The 16,183-nt window shown below is 56.7% G+C and carries 17 protein-coding genes; 9 read left to right on the top strand and 8 right to left on the bottom strand.

Annotated elements, in window-relative coordinates:
- Positions 1–51: 51 nt before the first annotated feature.
- Both ACR0BD_RS05665 and aqpZ read left to right on the top strand, forming a co-directional pair.
- Positions 52–861: a M90 family metallopeptidase gene (locus ACR0BD_RS05665; RefSeq protein WP_480829323.1), complete on the top strand. Its 810-nt coding sequence runs from the start codon at positions 52–54 to the stop codon at positions 859–861.
- Between the two features lie 76 nt (positions 862–937).
- Positions 938–1,624, top strand: coding sequence for an aquaporin Z (gene aqpZ, locus ACR0BD_RS05660; RefSeq protein ID WP_480829321.1), 687 nt, complete (start codon positions 938–940; stop codon positions 1,622–1,624).
- 48 nt (positions 1,625–1,672) lie between these two features.
- Here the strand turns inward: aqpZ and ACR0BD_RS05655 are convergent, their stop codons facing one another.
- Positions 1,673–2,221: a peptidylprolyl isomerase gene (locus tag ACR0BD_RS05655; protein ID WP_480829320.1), complete on the bottom strand. Its 549-nt coding sequence runs from the start codon at positions 2,219–2,221 to the stop codon at positions 1,673–1,675.
- The gene (locus ACR0BD_RS05650) at positions 2,214–2,720 is read right to left on the bottom strand and encodes a peptidylprolyl isomerase (RefSeq protein WP_480694015.1); all 507 of its coding nucleotides are present in this window, start codon (positions 2,718–2,720) and stop codon (positions 2,214–2,216) included. The genes ACR0BD_RS05655 and ACR0BD_RS05650 overlap by 8 nt, the downstream gene beginning before the upstream one ends.
- A gap of 132 nt (positions 2,721–2,852) precedes the next feature.
- Between ACR0BD_RS05650 and ACR0BD_RS05645 the strand changes: the two genes are divergently transcribed.
- The 6 genes from ACR0BD_RS05645 (at position 2,853) to ACR0BD_RS05620 (ending at position 8,719) form a co-directional block, all read left to right on the top strand.
- On the top strand, positions 2,853–4,043 hold the full coding sequence (locus tag ACR0BD_RS05645; RefSeq protein ID WP_480829318.1) for a phosphoglycerate kinase: 1,191 nt from the start codon (positions 2,853–2,855) through the stop codon (positions 4,041–4,043).
- Between the two features lie 125 nt (positions 4,044–4,168).
- On the top strand, positions 4,169–4,468 hold the full coding sequence (locus ACR0BD_RS05640) for an FtsB family cell division protein (protein ID WP_480694019.1): 300 nt from the start codon (positions 4,169–4,171) through the stop codon (positions 4,466–4,468).
- A 160-nt stretch (positions 4,469–4,628) separates the two neighbouring features.
- The gene (gene pdhA, locus ACR0BD_RS05635; RefSeq protein WP_480694021.1) at positions 4,629–5,618 is read left to right on the top strand and encodes a pyruvate dehydrogenase (acetyl-transferring) E1 component subunit alpha; all 990 of its coding nucleotides are present in this window, start codon (positions 4,629–4,631) and stop codon (positions 5,616–5,618) included.
- Positions 5,619–5,633: 15 nt separating this feature from the next.
- On the top strand, positions 5,634–7,007 hold the full coding sequence (locus tag ACR0BD_RS05630; protein WP_480829317.1) for a pyruvate dehydrogenase complex E1 component subunit beta: 1,374 nt from the start codon (positions 5,634–5,636) through the stop codon (positions 7,005–7,007).
- Between the two features lie 14 nt (positions 7,008–7,021).
- Positions 7,022–8,323 carry a pyruvate dehydrogenase complex dihydrolipoamide acetyltransferase gene (locus ACR0BD_RS05625; protein WP_480829316.1) on the top strand — a complete coding sequence of 434 codons (1,302 nt, stop codon included), beginning with the start codon at positions 7,022–7,024 and terminating at the stop codon, positions 8,321–8,323.
- Positions 8,324–8,512: 189 nt separating this feature from the next.
- On the top strand, positions 8,513–8,719 hold the full coding sequence (locus tag ACR0BD_RS05620) for a hypothetical protein (RefSeq protein ID WP_480829315.1): 207 nt from the start codon (positions 8,513–8,515) through the stop codon (positions 8,717–8,719).
- Between the two features lie 16 nt (positions 8,720–8,735).
- On the opposite strand, the gene cysE is transcribed toward ACR0BD_RS05620, so the two are convergent.
- The gene (cysE, locus tag ACR0BD_RS05615) at positions 8,736–9,545 is read right to left on the bottom strand and encodes a serine O-acetyltransferase (protein WP_480694029.1); all 810 of its coding nucleotides are present in this window, start codon (positions 9,543–9,545) and stop codon (positions 8,736–8,738) included.
- Positions 9,546–9,629: 84 nt separating this feature from the next.
- Between cysE and ACR0BD_RS05610 the strand changes: the two genes are divergently transcribed.
- Positions 9,630–9,968, top strand: a complete 339-nt coding sequence (locus ACR0BD_RS05610) for a TraR/DksA family transcriptional regulator (RefSeq protein WP_480829314.1) — start codon at positions 9,630–9,632, stop codon at positions 9,966–9,968.
- Here the strand turns inward: ACR0BD_RS05610 and ACR0BD_RS05605 are convergent.
- The 5 genes from ACR0BD_RS05605 to ACR0BD_RS05585 are packed head-to-tail and all read right to left on the bottom strand — an operon-like array spanning position 9,949 to position 16,175.
- On the bottom strand, positions 9,949–10,245 hold the full coding sequence (locus ACR0BD_RS05605; protein WP_480829313.1) for a DUF7742 family protein: 297 nt from the start codon (positions 10,243–10,245) through the stop codon (positions 9,949–9,951). The two genes, ACR0BD_RS05610 and ACR0BD_RS05605, sit on opposite strands and share 20 nt — an antisense overlap.
- A 4-nt stretch (positions 10,246–10,249) precedes the next feature.
- Positions 10,250–14,212, bottom strand: coding sequence for a baseplate multidomain protein megatron (locus tag ACR0BD_RS05600; protein WP_480829312.1), 3,963 nt, complete (start codon positions 14,210–14,212; stop codon positions 10,250–10,252).
- Positions 14,213–14,659, bottom strand: coding sequence for an NlpC/P60 family protein (locus tag ACR0BD_RS05595; RefSeq protein WP_480829311.1), 447 nt, complete (start codon positions 14,657–14,659; stop codon positions 14,213–14,215).
- On the bottom strand, positions 14,656–15,546 hold the full coding sequence (locus tag ACR0BD_RS05590) for a DUF2163 domain-containing protein (RefSeq protein WP_480829309.1): 891 nt from the start codon (positions 15,544–15,546) through the stop codon (positions 14,656–14,658). Before ACR0BD_RS05590 ends, ACR0BD_RS05595 begins: the two co-directional genes overlap by 4 nt.
- Positions 15,543–16,175 carry a phage distal tail protein, Rcc01695 family gene (locus ACR0BD_RS05585; RefSeq protein WP_480694040.1) on the bottom strand — a complete coding sequence of 211 codons (633 nt, stop codon included), beginning with the start codon at positions 16,173–16,175 and terminating at the stop codon, positions 15,543–15,545. The genes ACR0BD_RS05590 and ACR0BD_RS05585 overlap by 4 nt, the downstream gene beginning before the upstream one ends.
- Positions 16,176–16,183 lie beyond the last annotated feature (8 nt).

Raw genomic sequence — 16,183 nt, 5'->3', positions numbered from 1 at the left:
CAACCTGCGTTTTCGGTTTCAAGTCGCGATCAGCGCAGCTAGGCTGCGAATATGTTGATACTTTTCATTGTTCTGGCGCTGGTTCTTGGCTTTTTCGCCTATCGCTACTGGTCCAAAAATCAAACACGTAAAAACCTGTTGGCCACCCCGCTGTCGCCCCAGCAGCGTCGAATGATTGACGCGCAGGTTCCATTGATACGTCGGCTTCCTGATGACCTAAGGGCGCATCTGGACGGCAAGGTGAACCTGTTTCTTGATCAGGTCAGATTTCACGGATGCGACGGGCTGGACGTCACCGAAGAGATGGAGCTGGCAATTGCAGCGCAGGCCTGTCTGCTCGTGATAAACCGGGACATCTGGTACGACAATCTGACAACTATCCTGATCTACCCAAGCGCGTTCAAATCGCGCCAACGCAGGCAAGACGGTTATGTCGTCAGCGAAAAAGAGATCGTGCGCACCGGTGAAAGCTGGGACCGTGGCCCCGTGATCCTTTCATGGACGCATAGCCAACAGGGCGCATTGAATGATCACGATGGGCAGAACGTTGTCTTGCACGAATTCGCGCATCAGATTGACGATCTCTCAGGCGGCACAAACGGAGTACCCATTCTGAGCGACGGTCAAAGCTTTGCTGAATGGGAAAAAGCCTTTCTGCACGCATATGACGCGCATGTACACGCAGTAGAAGCTGGGCGACCAACCGTCATAGATCCCTATGGCGCAACTGGCCACGAAGAGTTTTTTGCGGTTTCCGTCGAGGTTTTCTTTGAACGGCCCAGGGACCTCAAAGCAGCCGTTCCTGAAGTCTATACTCAGCTCTCCAAATTGTTCCAGCTTGACCCTGTGACATGGAAATAGCGTCGATTAACAAGCAGGATTCACAAAAAGCGTTTTTTGAATTACATTGAACCTGTTGTTTTTAGGAGGGCTTTTTATGTCATCAAAACTGATGGCCGAGTTTTTCGGCACGTTCTGGCTTGTGCTGGGCGGTTGCGGCAGCGCCGTTTTAGCCGCAGGCGTGGCCGATGTAGGTATCGGCTGGCTGGGTGTTTCTTTTGCCTTTGGCCTGACCGTCCTGACTATGGCTTATGCCGTTGGTCATGTCTCTGGTGGTCATTTTAACCCCGCAGTCAGCCTTGGCCTGATGATGGGTGGCAGGTTCCCCGCGAAACACCTGATCCCGTACTGGATTGCTCAGGTCGCCGGTTCTGTCGCAGCGGCCGCAGTGCTCTATCTGATCGTCAGCGGCGCTCCGGGATTTGAAGGGGTCGGCAGTTTTGCCACCAACGGGTTTGATGAGGCCTCACCCGAAGGGTATTCGATGACCTCAGCGCTTGTGATCGAGGTCGTGATGACAGCGTTCTTCATCGTGATCATCCTTGGATCGACGTCACGCTGGGCGCCCGCGGGCTTTGCGCCGATCGCCATCGGCCTTGGGCTTACACTCATTCACCTGATTTCAATCCCGGTAACCAACACTTCGGTCAACCCGGCGCGATCCACAGGGGTTGCCTTGTTTGCAGAAGGTCCCGCGCTTGAGCAATTGTGGCTGTTTTGGGCGGCACCGCTTATTGGTGGTGCGATCGGGGCCGCCATCTGGAACACGATGGGCGACGACTAAGCCCCAATTAATATAGCCCCGCTGTCAATTACAGCGGGGCTATTTGTATTACTCTGTCACTGTCACGCTTTTCATGACGTCAGGCTGGCCGATGACAGCACCGTTCGGTCCTTCGCCACGTTTGATCGCGTCGACCACTTCCATGCCGCCGGTCACCTGACCAACAACTGTGTATTGTCCGTTCAGGAAAGGACCGGGCGCGAACATGATGAAAAACTGCGAGTTCGCACTGTTGGGATCTTGCGCGCGCGCCATTCCAACAACACCGCGGTCGTAGTTGAAATCGGAGAACTCGGCAGGCAGGTCAGGTCGGTCAGAGCCACCTGTACCGGCGCGACGCAGGTCACTGCCAAGGCGACCATGTTCCACGTCGCCCGTTTGCGCCATGAACCCGTCGATTACGCGGTGAAACACCACGCCATCATATTTCCCTTCGGCTGCCAAAGTGCTGATCTGTTCAACATGCTTCGGAGCAAGGTCATCAAAAAGGTCAACGGTAACGGTGCCATTTGCACCCTCACCTTCAATCTCGATCTCCAAGCCTGTGGCCAAGGCGGGGCTGGCCAACAAAGCGAATGCGGCGGCCAGCTTATACATCGGCAGCCACCTTAACGCTTATCATGCGGTCCGGGCTCATTGGGGGCTCACCACGGGTGATGGCGTCCACATGTTCCATGCCTTCAATGACACGGCCATAGACGGTGTATTGGCCATTCAGGAAATGGTTGTCCTTGAAGTTGATGAAGAACTGCGAATTGGCCGAATCCGGGTTCTGAGACCGGGCCGCGCCCAAAGTTCCGCGATCATGGGGCAGTTTGGAAAATTCGGCCGGAACGTTCGGCAGCGATGATCCACCAGTACCCGCCATACGTAGGTTGAAACCGTCTTCCATGTCACCATGCTGTACGTCACCGGTTTGCGCCATGAAGCCGTCAATCACACGATGGAAAGCCACGTTGTCATACTCGCCGCCCCGAGCAAGCTCTTTCATCCGTGCCGCGTGCTGAGGGGCCACGTCAGGTAAAAGCTCGATGACGACATTGCCGTCTTTCAGCTCGATGATAATGGTGTTTTCGGGATCTTTGATCTCGGCCATGTGGCCCTCCTGTCGATTGTCTTGCGCAAATACCTATGCCGCAAGCGTGCGAATGCCAAGTGACGCATTGACCTGAGGGCAAAAAGCCGGAAAAGAACCGCCTAAAGCGATTGGAAATGCGAGGACAGCACGATGGGTTGGAAAACACTGGACGAAATGGACCTGAGCGGAAAGCGCGTGCTGGTACGTGTGGATATCAACGTTCCGGTCGCTGACGGTGTCGTGACCGACGACACCCGTATCCAGCGCGTTGTACCAACTGTTCGTGACATTCTGGCCGCTGGCGGTAAGCCAATCCTTCTGGCCCATTTCGGACGCCCCGGTGGTGAGCGGAAAATGGACCTTTCTCTGCAGCAACTTGTCCCTGCCCTTGAAGCCGCATTTGGAACCTCGGTTCAGTTCGCGCCCGATTGCGTCGGTGATCAGGCAGAAGCCACTGCCGCCGCCTTGCAACCCGGTCAGGTGCTGCTTTTGGAAAACACGCGCTTCCATGCGGCGGAAACCAAGAATGACGCTGACCTCGCCGCCGGTATGGCCAAGCTGGGCGATGTGTATTGCAACGACGCGTTTTCCGCGGCGCACCGGGCCCATAGCTCGACCGAGGCTATTGCACGACTGCTGCCCGCGTGCGCCGGTCGCCTGATGCAAGCCGAGTTGCAAGCCTTAGAGGGTGCACTGGGCGCCCCGAAACGCCCCGTGACAGCCGTTGTTGGAGGTGCCAAGGTCTCAACCAAGCTCGAGCTGCTGGGCAACCTGATCGAGAAAGTCGACTACCTTGTGATTGGTGGCGGCATGGCAAACACATTCCTTGTTGCCAAGGGTCTGAACGTCGGCAAGTCACTGGCCGAAAGCGCGATGAAAGAGACAGCGGCGGACATCATGGCAAAAGCGGAAACATCGGGATGCAAGATCGTTTTGCCGTCTGACGTTGTCGTGGCCGAAAAATTCGAAGCCAACGCACCGCACCAAATTCTGCCAGCCGATCAGTGCACCCAAGACGGTATGATCCTGGACGCTGGCCCCGAGAGCGTGGCCGCCGTTTCCGAGGTTTTTGATCTGAGTAAAACGCTGATCTGGAATGGTCCGCTGGGTGCGTTCGAGATCGAACCGTTTAATGCCGCAACAAATGCCGCAGCACTCAAAGCAGCCGCTTTGACCCGGTCTGGAAATCTGGTTTCAGTTGCCGGTGGCGGCGATACTGTCGCCGCACTCAATGCCTCTGGCGCAGCCAATGATTTTTCATACATTTCCACTGCGGGCGGCGCGTTTCTGGAGTGGATGGAAGGCAAGACCTTGCCGGGTGTCGCGACACTGGAACAATAAAATCGCTGCCTCATACGTTTTTCTGGCAACAAAGGATTCACAACCCGAATCACCTGTGTCATAGTGCTTTCAGAGGCCCGAAAAGGGCCCGTTATTGAGGCAAACTTCATACGGCGGTAAACAGAGTGTCCCGTTCCAATCGGCCCGGTTTGGGCGCAGTTTTGTTCTTCATGGTGGCTTTTATGCTGGGTGTCTATTTCACCTTCGCCGCCGTGCAGGGCGACTATGGCCTGTTCAGACGGGTCGAGATTGCAGCGGAACGGGACGCCCTGTCGCGCGACCTGGATAAACTTCAGGCCGAAATCGCAGAAATGGATAACCTGACACGTCGTCTTTCGGACACGTATCTGGACCTCGACTTGCTGGATCAACAGGCGCGTTCGGTGTTAGGCATGATCCGCGCCGACGAGATTGTTATCCGCTAACGCGCTCTACCTCACGTCAAAGCATTATAAAATAGGCGTTTCTACGCCGGATTCCGCGCGAGTGGACGCTGCGTCACATTTACACTCGCCAGATGGATCGAAATGCTTTAAGAGATAGTTTAACGCTAAACTATCTTGCCGAGAGGGGGAGATCGCCACAATGGCTGCGCGAAAGACCACAAAGAAACCAAACGTTTCTGCGGAAGAACTCACCACCTATTACCGAGAGATGCTGCTGATCCGTCGATTCGAGGAAAAAGCCGGACAACTCTACGGCATGGGACTGATTGGCGGTTTCTGCCATTTGTATATCGGTCAAGAGGCGGTTGTCGTCGGGCTTGAGGCCGCAGCCAAGGAAGGCGACAAGCGGATCACATCCTACCGCGACCACGGCCACATGTTGGCCTGTGGAATGGACCCGGGCGGCGTCATGGCCGAATTGACCGGGCGCGAGGGTGGTCTGTCCAAAGGCAAGGGCGGCTCGATGCACATGTTCTCGAAAGAGAAGCACTTCTATGGCGGCCACGGTATCGTGGGCGCACAGGTTCCACTGGGCGCAGGTTTGGCTTTTGCCGACAAGTATAAAGAGAACGGCGGCGTGACCTTCACTTACTTCGGTGACGGTGCTGCAAACCAGGGTCAGGTTTACGAAACATTCAATATGGCGGCGATCTGGGATCTGCCGGTCGTGTTCGTGATCGAAAACAACCAATATGCCATGGGGACATCTCAGGCACGCTCGACCTCGACCAAGGACATCTACCATCGTGGCGAAGCGTTCGGCATTCCCGGTGAGATCGTGAACGGCATGGATGTTCTTGCGGTAAAGGAAGCCGGTGAAAAAGCCGTCGCGCACTGCCGCGCAGGCAAAGGCCCCTACATCCTTGAGGTCAAAACTTACCGCTACCGCGGCCACTCGATGTCCGACCCGGCCAAGTACCGCACCCGCGAAGAGGTTCAAAAGGTGCGCGAACAAAGCGACCCGATTGAACATGTGCGCGAGCTGCTGCTGACCGGCAAACACGCGACCGAGGATGACCTGAAGGCGATCGACAAAGAGATCAAAGAGGTCGTCAATCAGGCCGCCGAATTCTCAAAAGAAAGCCCCGAGCCCGCGTTGGACGAGCTCTGGACAGATATTTACGCCTGAGAGGACGAATAAGACATGGCAACCGAAATTCTCATGCCCGCCCTTTCTCCCACGATGGAAGAGGGCACGCTGGCCAAATGGCTGGTCAAGGAAGGCGACACCGTATCCTCGGGCGACATCATGGCCGAGATCGAAACCGACAAAGCCACGATGGAGTTCGAAGCCGTCGATGAAGGCATCGTCGGCAAGATTCTGATCGACGAAGGCACCGAAGGCGTCAAGGTAAACACCCCTATCGCGATCTTGGTCGAAGAAGGCGAAGACGCCTCCGCCCTGCCCGCGGCTGCGCCCGCAGCCGCAGCGGCGACCGAGGCCGCCCCTGCGGCGATTGAGGCCCCCGCTTCCGCAGCAACGGCACCGGCCGCACCGGTGGTCGACCTTTCGCCCGACTGGCCTGCAGATGCTGAAATGGCACAACAAACCGTGCGCGAAGCTCTGCGCGATGCGATGGCCGAAGAAATGCGCGGTGACGGTGACGTCTACCTTATGGGTGAAGAAGTTGCCGAATATCAGGGCGCTTACAAAGTCTCCCAAGGTCTGCTGGATGAATTCGGTGGCAAACGCGTCATCGACACGCCCATCACCGAACATGGTTTTGCTGGTATCGCGGTCGGGTCGGCCTTCGGCGGCCTGAAACCCATTGTCGAGTTCATGACCTTCAACTTCGCCATGCAGGCGATTGACCAGATCATCAACTCCGCCGCCAAGACGCTCTATATGTCCGGCGGTCAGATGGGCTGCCCCATCGTGTTCCGTGGTCCCAACGGCGCTGCCGCCCGCGTGGCCGCGCAGCACTCACAGGATTACGCCGCATGGTACATGCAAATCCCCGGCCTGAAAGTCGTCATGCCCTACTCGGCCGCAGACGCTAAGGGTCTGCTGAAATCGGCGATCCGCGACCCCAACCCGGTTGTCTTCCTGGAAAACGAAATCCTCTACGGTCGCTCCTTTGACGTGCCGCAAGTGGATGACCTGACCGTCCCGCTGGGCAAGGCGCGCATCTGGCGCGAAGGCTCAGACGTGACCATCGTCAGCTTCGGTATCGGCATGCAATACGCATTGGAAGCCGCTGACAAGCTAGCCGAAGTGGGCATCAGCGCCGAGGTCATCGACCTGCGCACCATACGTCCGATGGACACCGGGGCGATCATCAACTCCGTGATGAAAACCAACCGTCTGGTGACCGTCGAAGAAGGTTGGCCGCAAGGCTCGGTCGGCAGCTACATCAGTTCGGTCGTGATGCAGGAAGCGTTTGACTATCTCGACGCGCCGGTCATCAACTGCACCGGAAAGGATGTTCCGATGCCCTACGCCGCGAACCTCGAAAAGCTGGCACTGATCACCACCGATGAGGTGATCGCCGCCGTCAAACAAGTGACCTACCGGTAAGGAGCGACAGACAGATGCCCACCGAAATTCTGATGCCCGCCCTTTCGCCCACAATGGAGGAAGGCACACTTGCCAAATGGCTGGTCAAAGAAGGCGACACCGTCTCGTCCGGCGACCTGCTGGCCGAGATTGAAACCGACAAAGCCACGATGGAGTTCGAGGCCGTTGACGAAGGCACGATCGGAAAGATCCTGATCCCGGAAGGCTCCGAGGGGGTCAAGGTCAACACAGCCATCGCGGTTCTGCTGGAAGACGGCGAAAGCGCGGATGATATTGCCGCTGCACCTGCCGCAGCCCCCGCGGCTGCACCCGCAGCCGCCGCAGGCAACGAGGCCGCCGCGCCAGCGGCGTCCGAGGCGCCTGCCCCTGCCCCGGCTGCACCGGCCAAAGCTGATGGCGGTCGCATCTTCGCCTCACCGCTGGCCCGCCGAATTGCGGCGCAAAAAGGCCTCGATTTGGCGCAGATCACTGGGTCTGGACCGCATGGCCGTATCGTCAAAGCCGACGTCGAAAGCGCAACAGCGACTGTCCCGGCGGCAGCCCCGGCTCCTGCAGCGGCAACCCCCGCAGCGGCGGCACCGGCTGGCCCATCCGCAGACGCCGTCGCCAAGATGTACGAAGGCCGTGACTATGAAGAAATAAAGCTCGACGGGATGCGCAAGACCATTGCTGCGCGCCTGACCGAAGCGAAACAGACAATCCCGCATTTCTACCTGCGTCGCGATATCAAATTGGATGCGCTGCTCAAGTTCCGCAGCCAGTTGAACAAGCAGCTGGAAGGCCGGGGCGTCAAGCTCAGCGTCAACGACTTTATCATCAAAGCCGTCGCCAACGCGCTGCAGCAGGTTCCCGAATGCAACGCTGTCTGGGCGGGCGACCGGGTTCTGCAACTGAAACCATCGGACGTGGCGGTCGCCGTCGCCATCGAGGGCGGTCTGTTCACCCCGGTCCTACAGGATGCCGACACCAAGTCGCTGTCTGCCCTGTCGACCGAGATGAAAGACCTCGCCGGTCGTGCCCGCGAACGCAAGCTGGCCCCGCATGAGTATCAAGGCGGCACGTTTGCGGTCTCGAACCTGGGCATGTTTGGTATCGACAATTTCGACGCCATCGTGAACCCACCGCATGCCGGAATTCTGGCTGTGGGCACCGGGCTCAAGAAGCCAGTTGTAGGCGATGATGGAGAGCTGACAGTAGCAACCGTAATGTCCGTGACCATGTCGGTTGATCACCGGGTCATCGACGGCGCCTTGGGTGCTCAGCTGCTGCAAGCCATCGTAGAAAACCTCGAAAACCCGATGGTTATGTTGGCCTGATTTCCGCATAGTCACTCGCCGCGCCGGTGTATTTCTGGCGCGGCTCTCATTTCGACTGCTGTGATGTGAGCGTCCGTGAACCGGCGACCCATTGCCCGCAGCGCAAAGCAACACCACACTCATTGCATGCCATTACGGACGCAAAGGTGTGCTATGACTTTGACCCAATCAGCCCGAACGTTTCTGATCTTGCTGCTGCTTGCGGCTTTCGCGCCAGCAGATGGCCACGCCAAGCCAAACTCGTATCCAGGAGAGAATTCCAAGTTCAATCACAAAGACCCAAATGCCGTGGCAAAATGGGAAGCTGAACGCGCCAAAAAGATTGAACTACGCAAGCAACGACGTGAAGAGCGTAGATTGAAGCGGCTGGTCAAAAAGAACAACCGCTCCAACTAAACCGCGCAAAGATCAGTTACTGATCTTTGCCAAGCATATGGTCCATTGAGATAGAGGGCTGATCGCACCCGGCTTCACCCACGATTTTGGCGGGGATACCAGCGACTGTTTTGCACGGCGGAACCTCTTGCAACACGACCGAACCAGCGGCAATGCGGCTGCAATGGCCAACTTCGATGTTCCCAAGAACTTTGGCACCAGCACCAATAAGCACACCGTTCCCAATCTTGGGGTGCCGCTGTTCTTCTTCCTTGCCGGTACCGCCCAGCGTCACAGAGTGAAGCATTGAGACGTTGTCACCAACAACTGCCGTTTCCCCGATAACGATCGAGTGGGCATGGTCAATCATGATACCCTTGCCGATCTTGGCCGCCGGATGGATGTCAATTCCAAAGATTTCAGATGATCGCATCTGGAAAAAGTAGGCCAGGTCGAAACGGCCCTTCTGCCACAACCAATGACCGACGCGGTAGGCCTGCATAGCCTGATACCCTTTGAAATAAAGGATCGGCTGCAAAAGGCGATGGCATGCAGGATCGCGCTCATAAACAGCCATAAGATCGGCCCTGGCAGCCTCAATCAGAGATGCATCATCCGCATATGCCTCATCCACGATTTCACGCAGAACCATCATCGACATCTCGTTCGAGCACAGTTTGGCTGAAATCCTGTAGGACAACGCGCGCTCAAGGCTTTTGTGGTGCAGCACACAGGCATGTACCAGACCGCCCATAAGCGGCTCATTCTCAACTGCGGATTGTGCTTCGACCGTGATCCGATCCCAGACCGGGTCAACGGTGGCTACGTGACTGCGCTTTTCCAACATGGCTTTTGATCCTTTGCTGCGCCTAGAATGCCATTTAGTTGTAAAAACGCCAAACGCAAACCCGTGATCCTCAGGATAACGAAAATGAATGGTATAAATGACAACGACTTTTTTGCCTGCATCCAAGCTCGGCTGGCTGAACTGGATGCGAGCTCGCAAAGTGGGAAGGATGCGCAATCCGTCGTTGAATTGGATCAACAGGCAATTGGTCGTCTTAGCAGGATGGACGCATTGCAAAACCAGGCAATGGCCAAGGCGCAACAAGCAAACCGAGACCTGGAGAAATTAAGATTACAGGCTGCGCTATCGCGCCTTCACGACGGCGAGTATGGGTATTGCGAAGATTGCGGGGATGAAATTCCGGTCAAGCGTTTAGAACTGGATCTCGCGGCGACCAAATGCGTCAGCTGCGCGTCCGGCTAAGGTGACGCTGAACCAGACAGCTGATTACAGTTTCAAAGCAATGGCAATAATTCAAGTCGTCAAACCCGGGCTCATCCGCGAGACGGCGTGTATGGGCCACTGTCATCAATGACCCATTCCCAAAATCGGGATGAAGCTGACCTGTTCGGCGGACATGGTCATGCGCCGTTTCAGCTTCGGCGATCATCCGAAGGCACAACCGACGTCTTTCTGGAACCGGCGCGCACAAAAGAGCGCGCGCCGCAGAGCTTACATCACCATGAAGAATTGGTCGCATGTGTTCACGCCACGGTCAGGGTCGCCGGCAGCCCCGGACCGTAACTGGATGATACCTGCGAAATCTGGGCATCATAGGATCCGGACACTCCGTCTGCGGTTTTCGTGGCCGCAGAGTAAGTCCAGTGCGGGCTTGTGGTCATCGCTTCGCGCACCAATGTCCCACCCGCACGAATTTGAATCAGATAGGCCTCGGCCTCTTCACCAAGCGGGACATCAATTCCAGACCAGTCATCACCGTCAATTCTTGTGCGGCGTATCCATGACAACGTGTCGCCATAACCGTCTTTTGAAACACGCAAATGCGACGGTGTGTACGGCCTTAAACCATTGCCGTTGAAGGTTTCCACTGTGTGCACAAAGGATGCATCATCATAACCGCGCGAGGCTGGCCCGATCCGATAGTGTTTGGCAATACGGCGCTCAGACCGCAGAAGGCTGGTTTGATAGACACGCTGATCCAGCAAAACAAAAACTGAACCTTCGGGCCAAAAATCTGGAATTTTGGCGTCAGTTCCCAACTGCCCACGCAAACGGCTTGAAAGCTCGTACACACCGCGGTCCGTCAGATTTGCGCTTTGGAATTGGAACAGCTCCCAATTGTCCGCGGAACCGTCGCCAATGGCCGCGAGGTTTGCGCCATTCAGAATCGCTTGTCGGGTTCGAGACTCCAATTGTCCCGCTATCAGACTGACGCGTAGCGGCGCACCATCGTCCCACAATCCGGCGCTGGCGCGACGCATAGGCGATTGCGTAAAGCCAATAGTGGCCTGAGCTGTAATCACCTCTTGCAACTCATAGTCTTCGTCAGCGCTGGAAGAATAGACAACTGCACTTCCGGGCCACGGGTCAGCAGTCACCGCCAAGTAGGGTGCATGCGGCACTTCTGATCCAGTGATCAGCGGCAAGTCCATGAACACAGGATAAACCGGTACAGGCGCGACAAAGGCCGTCTCGGAAACCACATCATCTGGCAAATCAGATGGTGTATACACACCGGGTTCAACGCGCACAGCCTCTGCCATCTGCATCTCGGCTTGCTCCAAACGGTCAATGCGGTAGCGCGCGCCGTTCGTGCCGTCGTTCAGGCTGATGACGTCGCCCGCACCGACATTCAACTGCGAAGGTGGAAGCCCAAACCGGATCGTTTCGCGCGACACCCTAGATTCGCTTAGCCACCGTTCGGCAACCTGCCGACCTTCAGCCCGTGTCATGGACAAAGGCATCTCGTTTTCTGAAACGGAATGCGTGCGCGCGTCAGGCAGAACGGCCTCTTCCGAAACGATGGCATGATCCGAGTCAGATTGCACAAACCGCAAGCGAACGCGTCCGGTCATCTCGGCTTCGGCCTCTCTGCGGTATTCGATTTCGCCGTCAATCTCATCGCTGGCCGCAAGTAAATCGATATCCAGCTGAACTGGCGCACGCGCATCTCTCATCTGAAAGCAAAGCAAGCCATCTCTTTCAATCGCGTCAAATCCGTAACGCAACATCAACGGTTGCAGGGCTGCACGACCGTCCGAGACCTGTTCGACAGCGTAACCTCGAACAACACCATCCAAACCCGAGGTGTCGATATCCGTCACCCCCGCACCGTGGCAGATTTCGGTGACAACCGAAGCCAGCGTCCGCGACCCGGAGCGCCCGTTCAGCCAATGCCCGCGGGCATAGTTTGCACCGTCGCTCCATCGGCTACGCAAGTTAGGAAACGCCGGATAGGGACGCGCGTCCCAAGCCCACACATAGGCGTTGGACATATCCACCATTCGATCGCCATAAACATCGGAGACAGGGTTAATCTGCGGATCGGACCAATACCCCAGCATCGCGCGCAAGTACTGGACCTGCATGAAATCATCGCGTTGTCCGTTGGAATACCTTGGCAAGCTGGATTCTGACGACTTCGGATCCAGGAACTTGTTCGGTTGGTTCGTTCCTTTGTCTATAGCGGCGCATCCGAGCTCTGTGAACCAGATTGGTTTTGAGCCTGGAATCCACGCGGTCTGCTGGCTCTGCCGGACACCTGCAATACGCTCGTGATGCGGCTGCGACCACCAGTTGCGCAAATCCTTGTACCGCCAAATCCACGGTTCATCGTGGTCGCCGTCCTCGATCGGCGTACGGATTTGAGCTGCGGCTTCTTCCGGTGAGGCATAAAACCAGTCAAACCCTTCACCGCCTTCGATATTGTTCCGAAGGTAGTCAATGTCGTAAATCGCGCGAGCACCGGCTTGCGCGTCCAGGTGATCTTCGCCTTCTCGCCAATCAGACAGAGGCATATAGTTATCGACGCCGATAAAATCGATATTTTCGTCTGCCCACAGCGGATCGAGGTGAAAATACCTGTCGCCACTGCCATCGGAGGGCTGATAGCCGAAATACTCGCTCCAATCCGCCGCATACCCAATTTTGGTATGCGGCCCCAATAGCTTGCGCACTTCTGCTGCCAGCACACGCAATTGGGCGACGGCAGGGAAGCCCGACATTCCTCGGATTTGTGTCAGACCACGCATTTCCGAGGCGATGCAGAAGGATGCCACACCATCGGCTGCCTTACACAGGGCCGCGTAGTGCAATATGAAGCGGAACAGACCCCATTCTTCCGGGCCTGTGTACGTAACATCGCCGCCAACAACCGAAAAGTCATTGGCACGCGCATTCCCGAAAAATCTGGCCACTTCGGCATCTGCGGAAGCCTGTCCATCCGGGGAACCGCTGCGTCCGGGTGCCCGGCTAAGGGTAATACGCCCCCGCCACGGAAGATGGGGCTGATCACTGGCGCCTGACCAAGGGTCCGGCAAGCCATTGTTTTGCAGCTGGTCCATCAGGATGAACGGATAAAACATTACCCGCTTGCCCTTATGTTTGAGATGCCGAATGGCCTGAATTACGGACTGGTCCGTCGGAGTTGCACCATATACGGGACGGTTCTGGTGCTGTTTTACCTTTTGCGCCGCGCTGCGGCTTACACCAGCGACCCGCCAAGGCATGCTCTCGCCCTCAATGTCTTTGTGCAGAACTTTGGGTCTGATTTGGCATTGACCGCATCGAAGATCGTCACCGAACCACGAGACGATCAGTGAAGTCGCCTCACAAGAAGGCAATTCGGCATTCAGAGCCCGCACCGAGGTTACAAGATCCGACACGCCCGACGCCGAATTCACATTTGCGGCCCAGCTTTGACCCTTGCCCTTTGTGTAATTCACCTGCGCGCTGGCCAAGGCGTATTCACCTGTTCCTGGCATCAAGGCAACGCCCCGGACGATATTGGACAAAGCTTCATCTGTTTCAGGCAAGTCTGGTTGATCAAGTCGAACCACTTCGAAAGAAAACTGCGGCACACGATTTCCAAACGACGCCAACTGCAAATCTTCGATGACAACATAAGCAGTACCCCGATATGCCGGGACATTGCCTGCACCTTCAACCGCTTCAATCAGTGGGTCGGGCAGTTGGGTCTGGGTTCCATGATAAACCCTCATGTTCAGCCCAGCGCGCTCAATTTCCTCACCATCGGCCCATATGCGCGGGATATCTGCGATGGTCCCTGCACCAACTGCGATCGCCAGGGAAACAGAGTAACTGTAGCTATTGGTGGTGGTAGTAACCTCGGGAGGTTTTGGTGAACCCTTGCCTCCTCCTCCGCCCTGAGTGGTCGTGGTGCTGCTTCGCGTTTCCAAAAAGTCTGAGGCCCAAATAACCTGACCGCCCACGCGCATACGCCCAAAAACGGTCGAGACAGGTGCACCCTCCCCGGTTTCAGTCAACCTGAACCGATCAAGGCGTCCTGTCTCAACGACTTCGCTACCGCCACCCATGACCGATTGGCTCATGAGGCGTTGGTCAATCACACGGCCCAAGGTGGCACCAATGGCGCGCCCGACCACGGCGGTGGACAAACCCGCGACAGTGCCGCCGATGGCACCACCAATCGCTGCACCAGCAGCAGAGAGTACGATCGTCGCCATTTACTTGCCCTCCGTAGGAAACCCAAAACACGCGACCACCCGACGCCGCCAGGGATCGCTCAAGGTATTTTCCACAACACCGTGTCCGGAATAGGCATGGATAAAGCGCGGTGTGTCGCCGTCCTCGCTGACTATTCCAACATGCTTGGCAACCCGCCCCTCTCGCATCCGAAACAACAACACATCGCCCTTTCGCAGATCATCAAGCTCTTTGGTCAAAAGATGGCGGCGGGCCGCAGCCCACATGCGTTCCTCTCCCTGAGGTTCGGACCAATCCATACTGTAGGTCGGGGTCTCTTCTGGCTCGGGCCCAAACAGTGCTCGCCAGACCCCCCGCAACAACCCCAAGCAATCGGTTCCCGCACCTTTGACGGATGCCTGATGCACATAAGGTGTCCCCAACCACGAACGGGCTTCGTCAACGACCTGATGTCCGGTAACGCTCATCGTAGGCTACCCCCTTTGTTTGGATTTCCTTTTTTGGGTACTGCCATTACCCAATCCTCACCGGGAAGGTCCGGAAAGCCTTGAAAGTTCAGAAGGTTGTTGAATTTTTTACGGCAAGTCACCATCCGCTTGTCGCAACCAGCCGTAAGTCTGACACGGTCGCCCACGGCAAGACCCCTACCGATCCCAGACCACAGCGTGATACGGCGGCCGCGCGACAGCTTGAGGTCCTCTTTTACGGATGCCCACAATCCGGCGGCCGCGCCCGAGATAACATCCAGCCGCCCTCGCTCGAACCAGGAAGCGTCTGGCCCATCGGCGCCTATCAGATGCAAAACGCTGCCCGCCGTAAGATCAGACACTTCCGCCTCAGCAGTAAACCCAGCTGTGCTGGTATCAAACCGACAGGCTTGGTCACCTAAAACGGCTGTACAGGGTTTCTGGTAGATCCGACCCAGCGGCCTGTTCAACAAATCGGTCAAACCGCGAAGCTCGGCGTGGAAAGCACCGCCCGCCCGACGCACTTCGCCAATCGAGCCGCGAAATTGCAACATCCGCTGTTCCGGGGCAGCCCAATTGACCAGCCAGGCCAGAACTTCGGCCCCGTCAAAGCGACCAGCTTCAATATCTGCGTCAGTAACAGCTGCATCAGATAGGGCACCCATCGCCTCAGAGTTGTCGATGGAAAGGCCAGTAGCTTGCTCAATGGCAGAAGCGGTCAAGCCGGTGCTTGCCTTGAACACAAGACCGTCGAAATTCAATTCCATATCGTGGTCGGTAAATCCAAAGAACTCGCCATCCGAACGCTTGATCGCCCAACAACGGCAAGTCGTTGTCAGACCGGTCTGCAGGTGCGCAAACAGGTCGTCTTTGCCTTGGTCGATCATACCCGCACCTCCACTACAGGGACGTTGGGTACGTCGCCTGCCTGAAAGCTGGCCACGCTGGTCTGGATCTTATCTGTATCGAACCGCACGGGGACGTCGAATTCGAACCCGGCTGTGATTTCGACACCATCAGGTGGTGGATCGGCAAATGTGACAAGGCCGCGGGTGAGGTCGACGTCGAAATCTACGCCTTCTCGAACTTCGTCCTGATCCAACCCCACTTTTACCGTTCCCAATACCGGCTTGATTATGGGACGCACGTACTGGAACCCGCCGGAAGCGTAAGTCTTTATCAATTGAAACTCAGACTTCAGGCCGTCCCCACTGGCAATCACTTGGTCAGCTTTGTCGGCCTCCTCTGACGCGGCACCAGACTTGTAGTCGGACCAATCCTTCCAACGGAACCCGAACATTTGCCCTCTGCGCGCTTCGAAGAACGAAATAAGGGTCTCAATATCGTCCAGTGACCGCATTCCAAACCCAGCGTCATAGCGACGGCGGGAATGAGCCCAGGGCGTGTTGCGTTCCTCGAATCCGTTGGCGAGTGTAACGATATCCGTGCGCCGCTCTGGACCACCGACCGAGCCAAAGCTCAGGCTGGCGGGAAATCTCACCTCGTGAAAATTCATGCCTTGCT

The organism is Ruegeria sp. G5, assembly GCF_056533365.1.
This window is presented reverse-complemented; position numbering and strand designations above follow the sequence as displayed.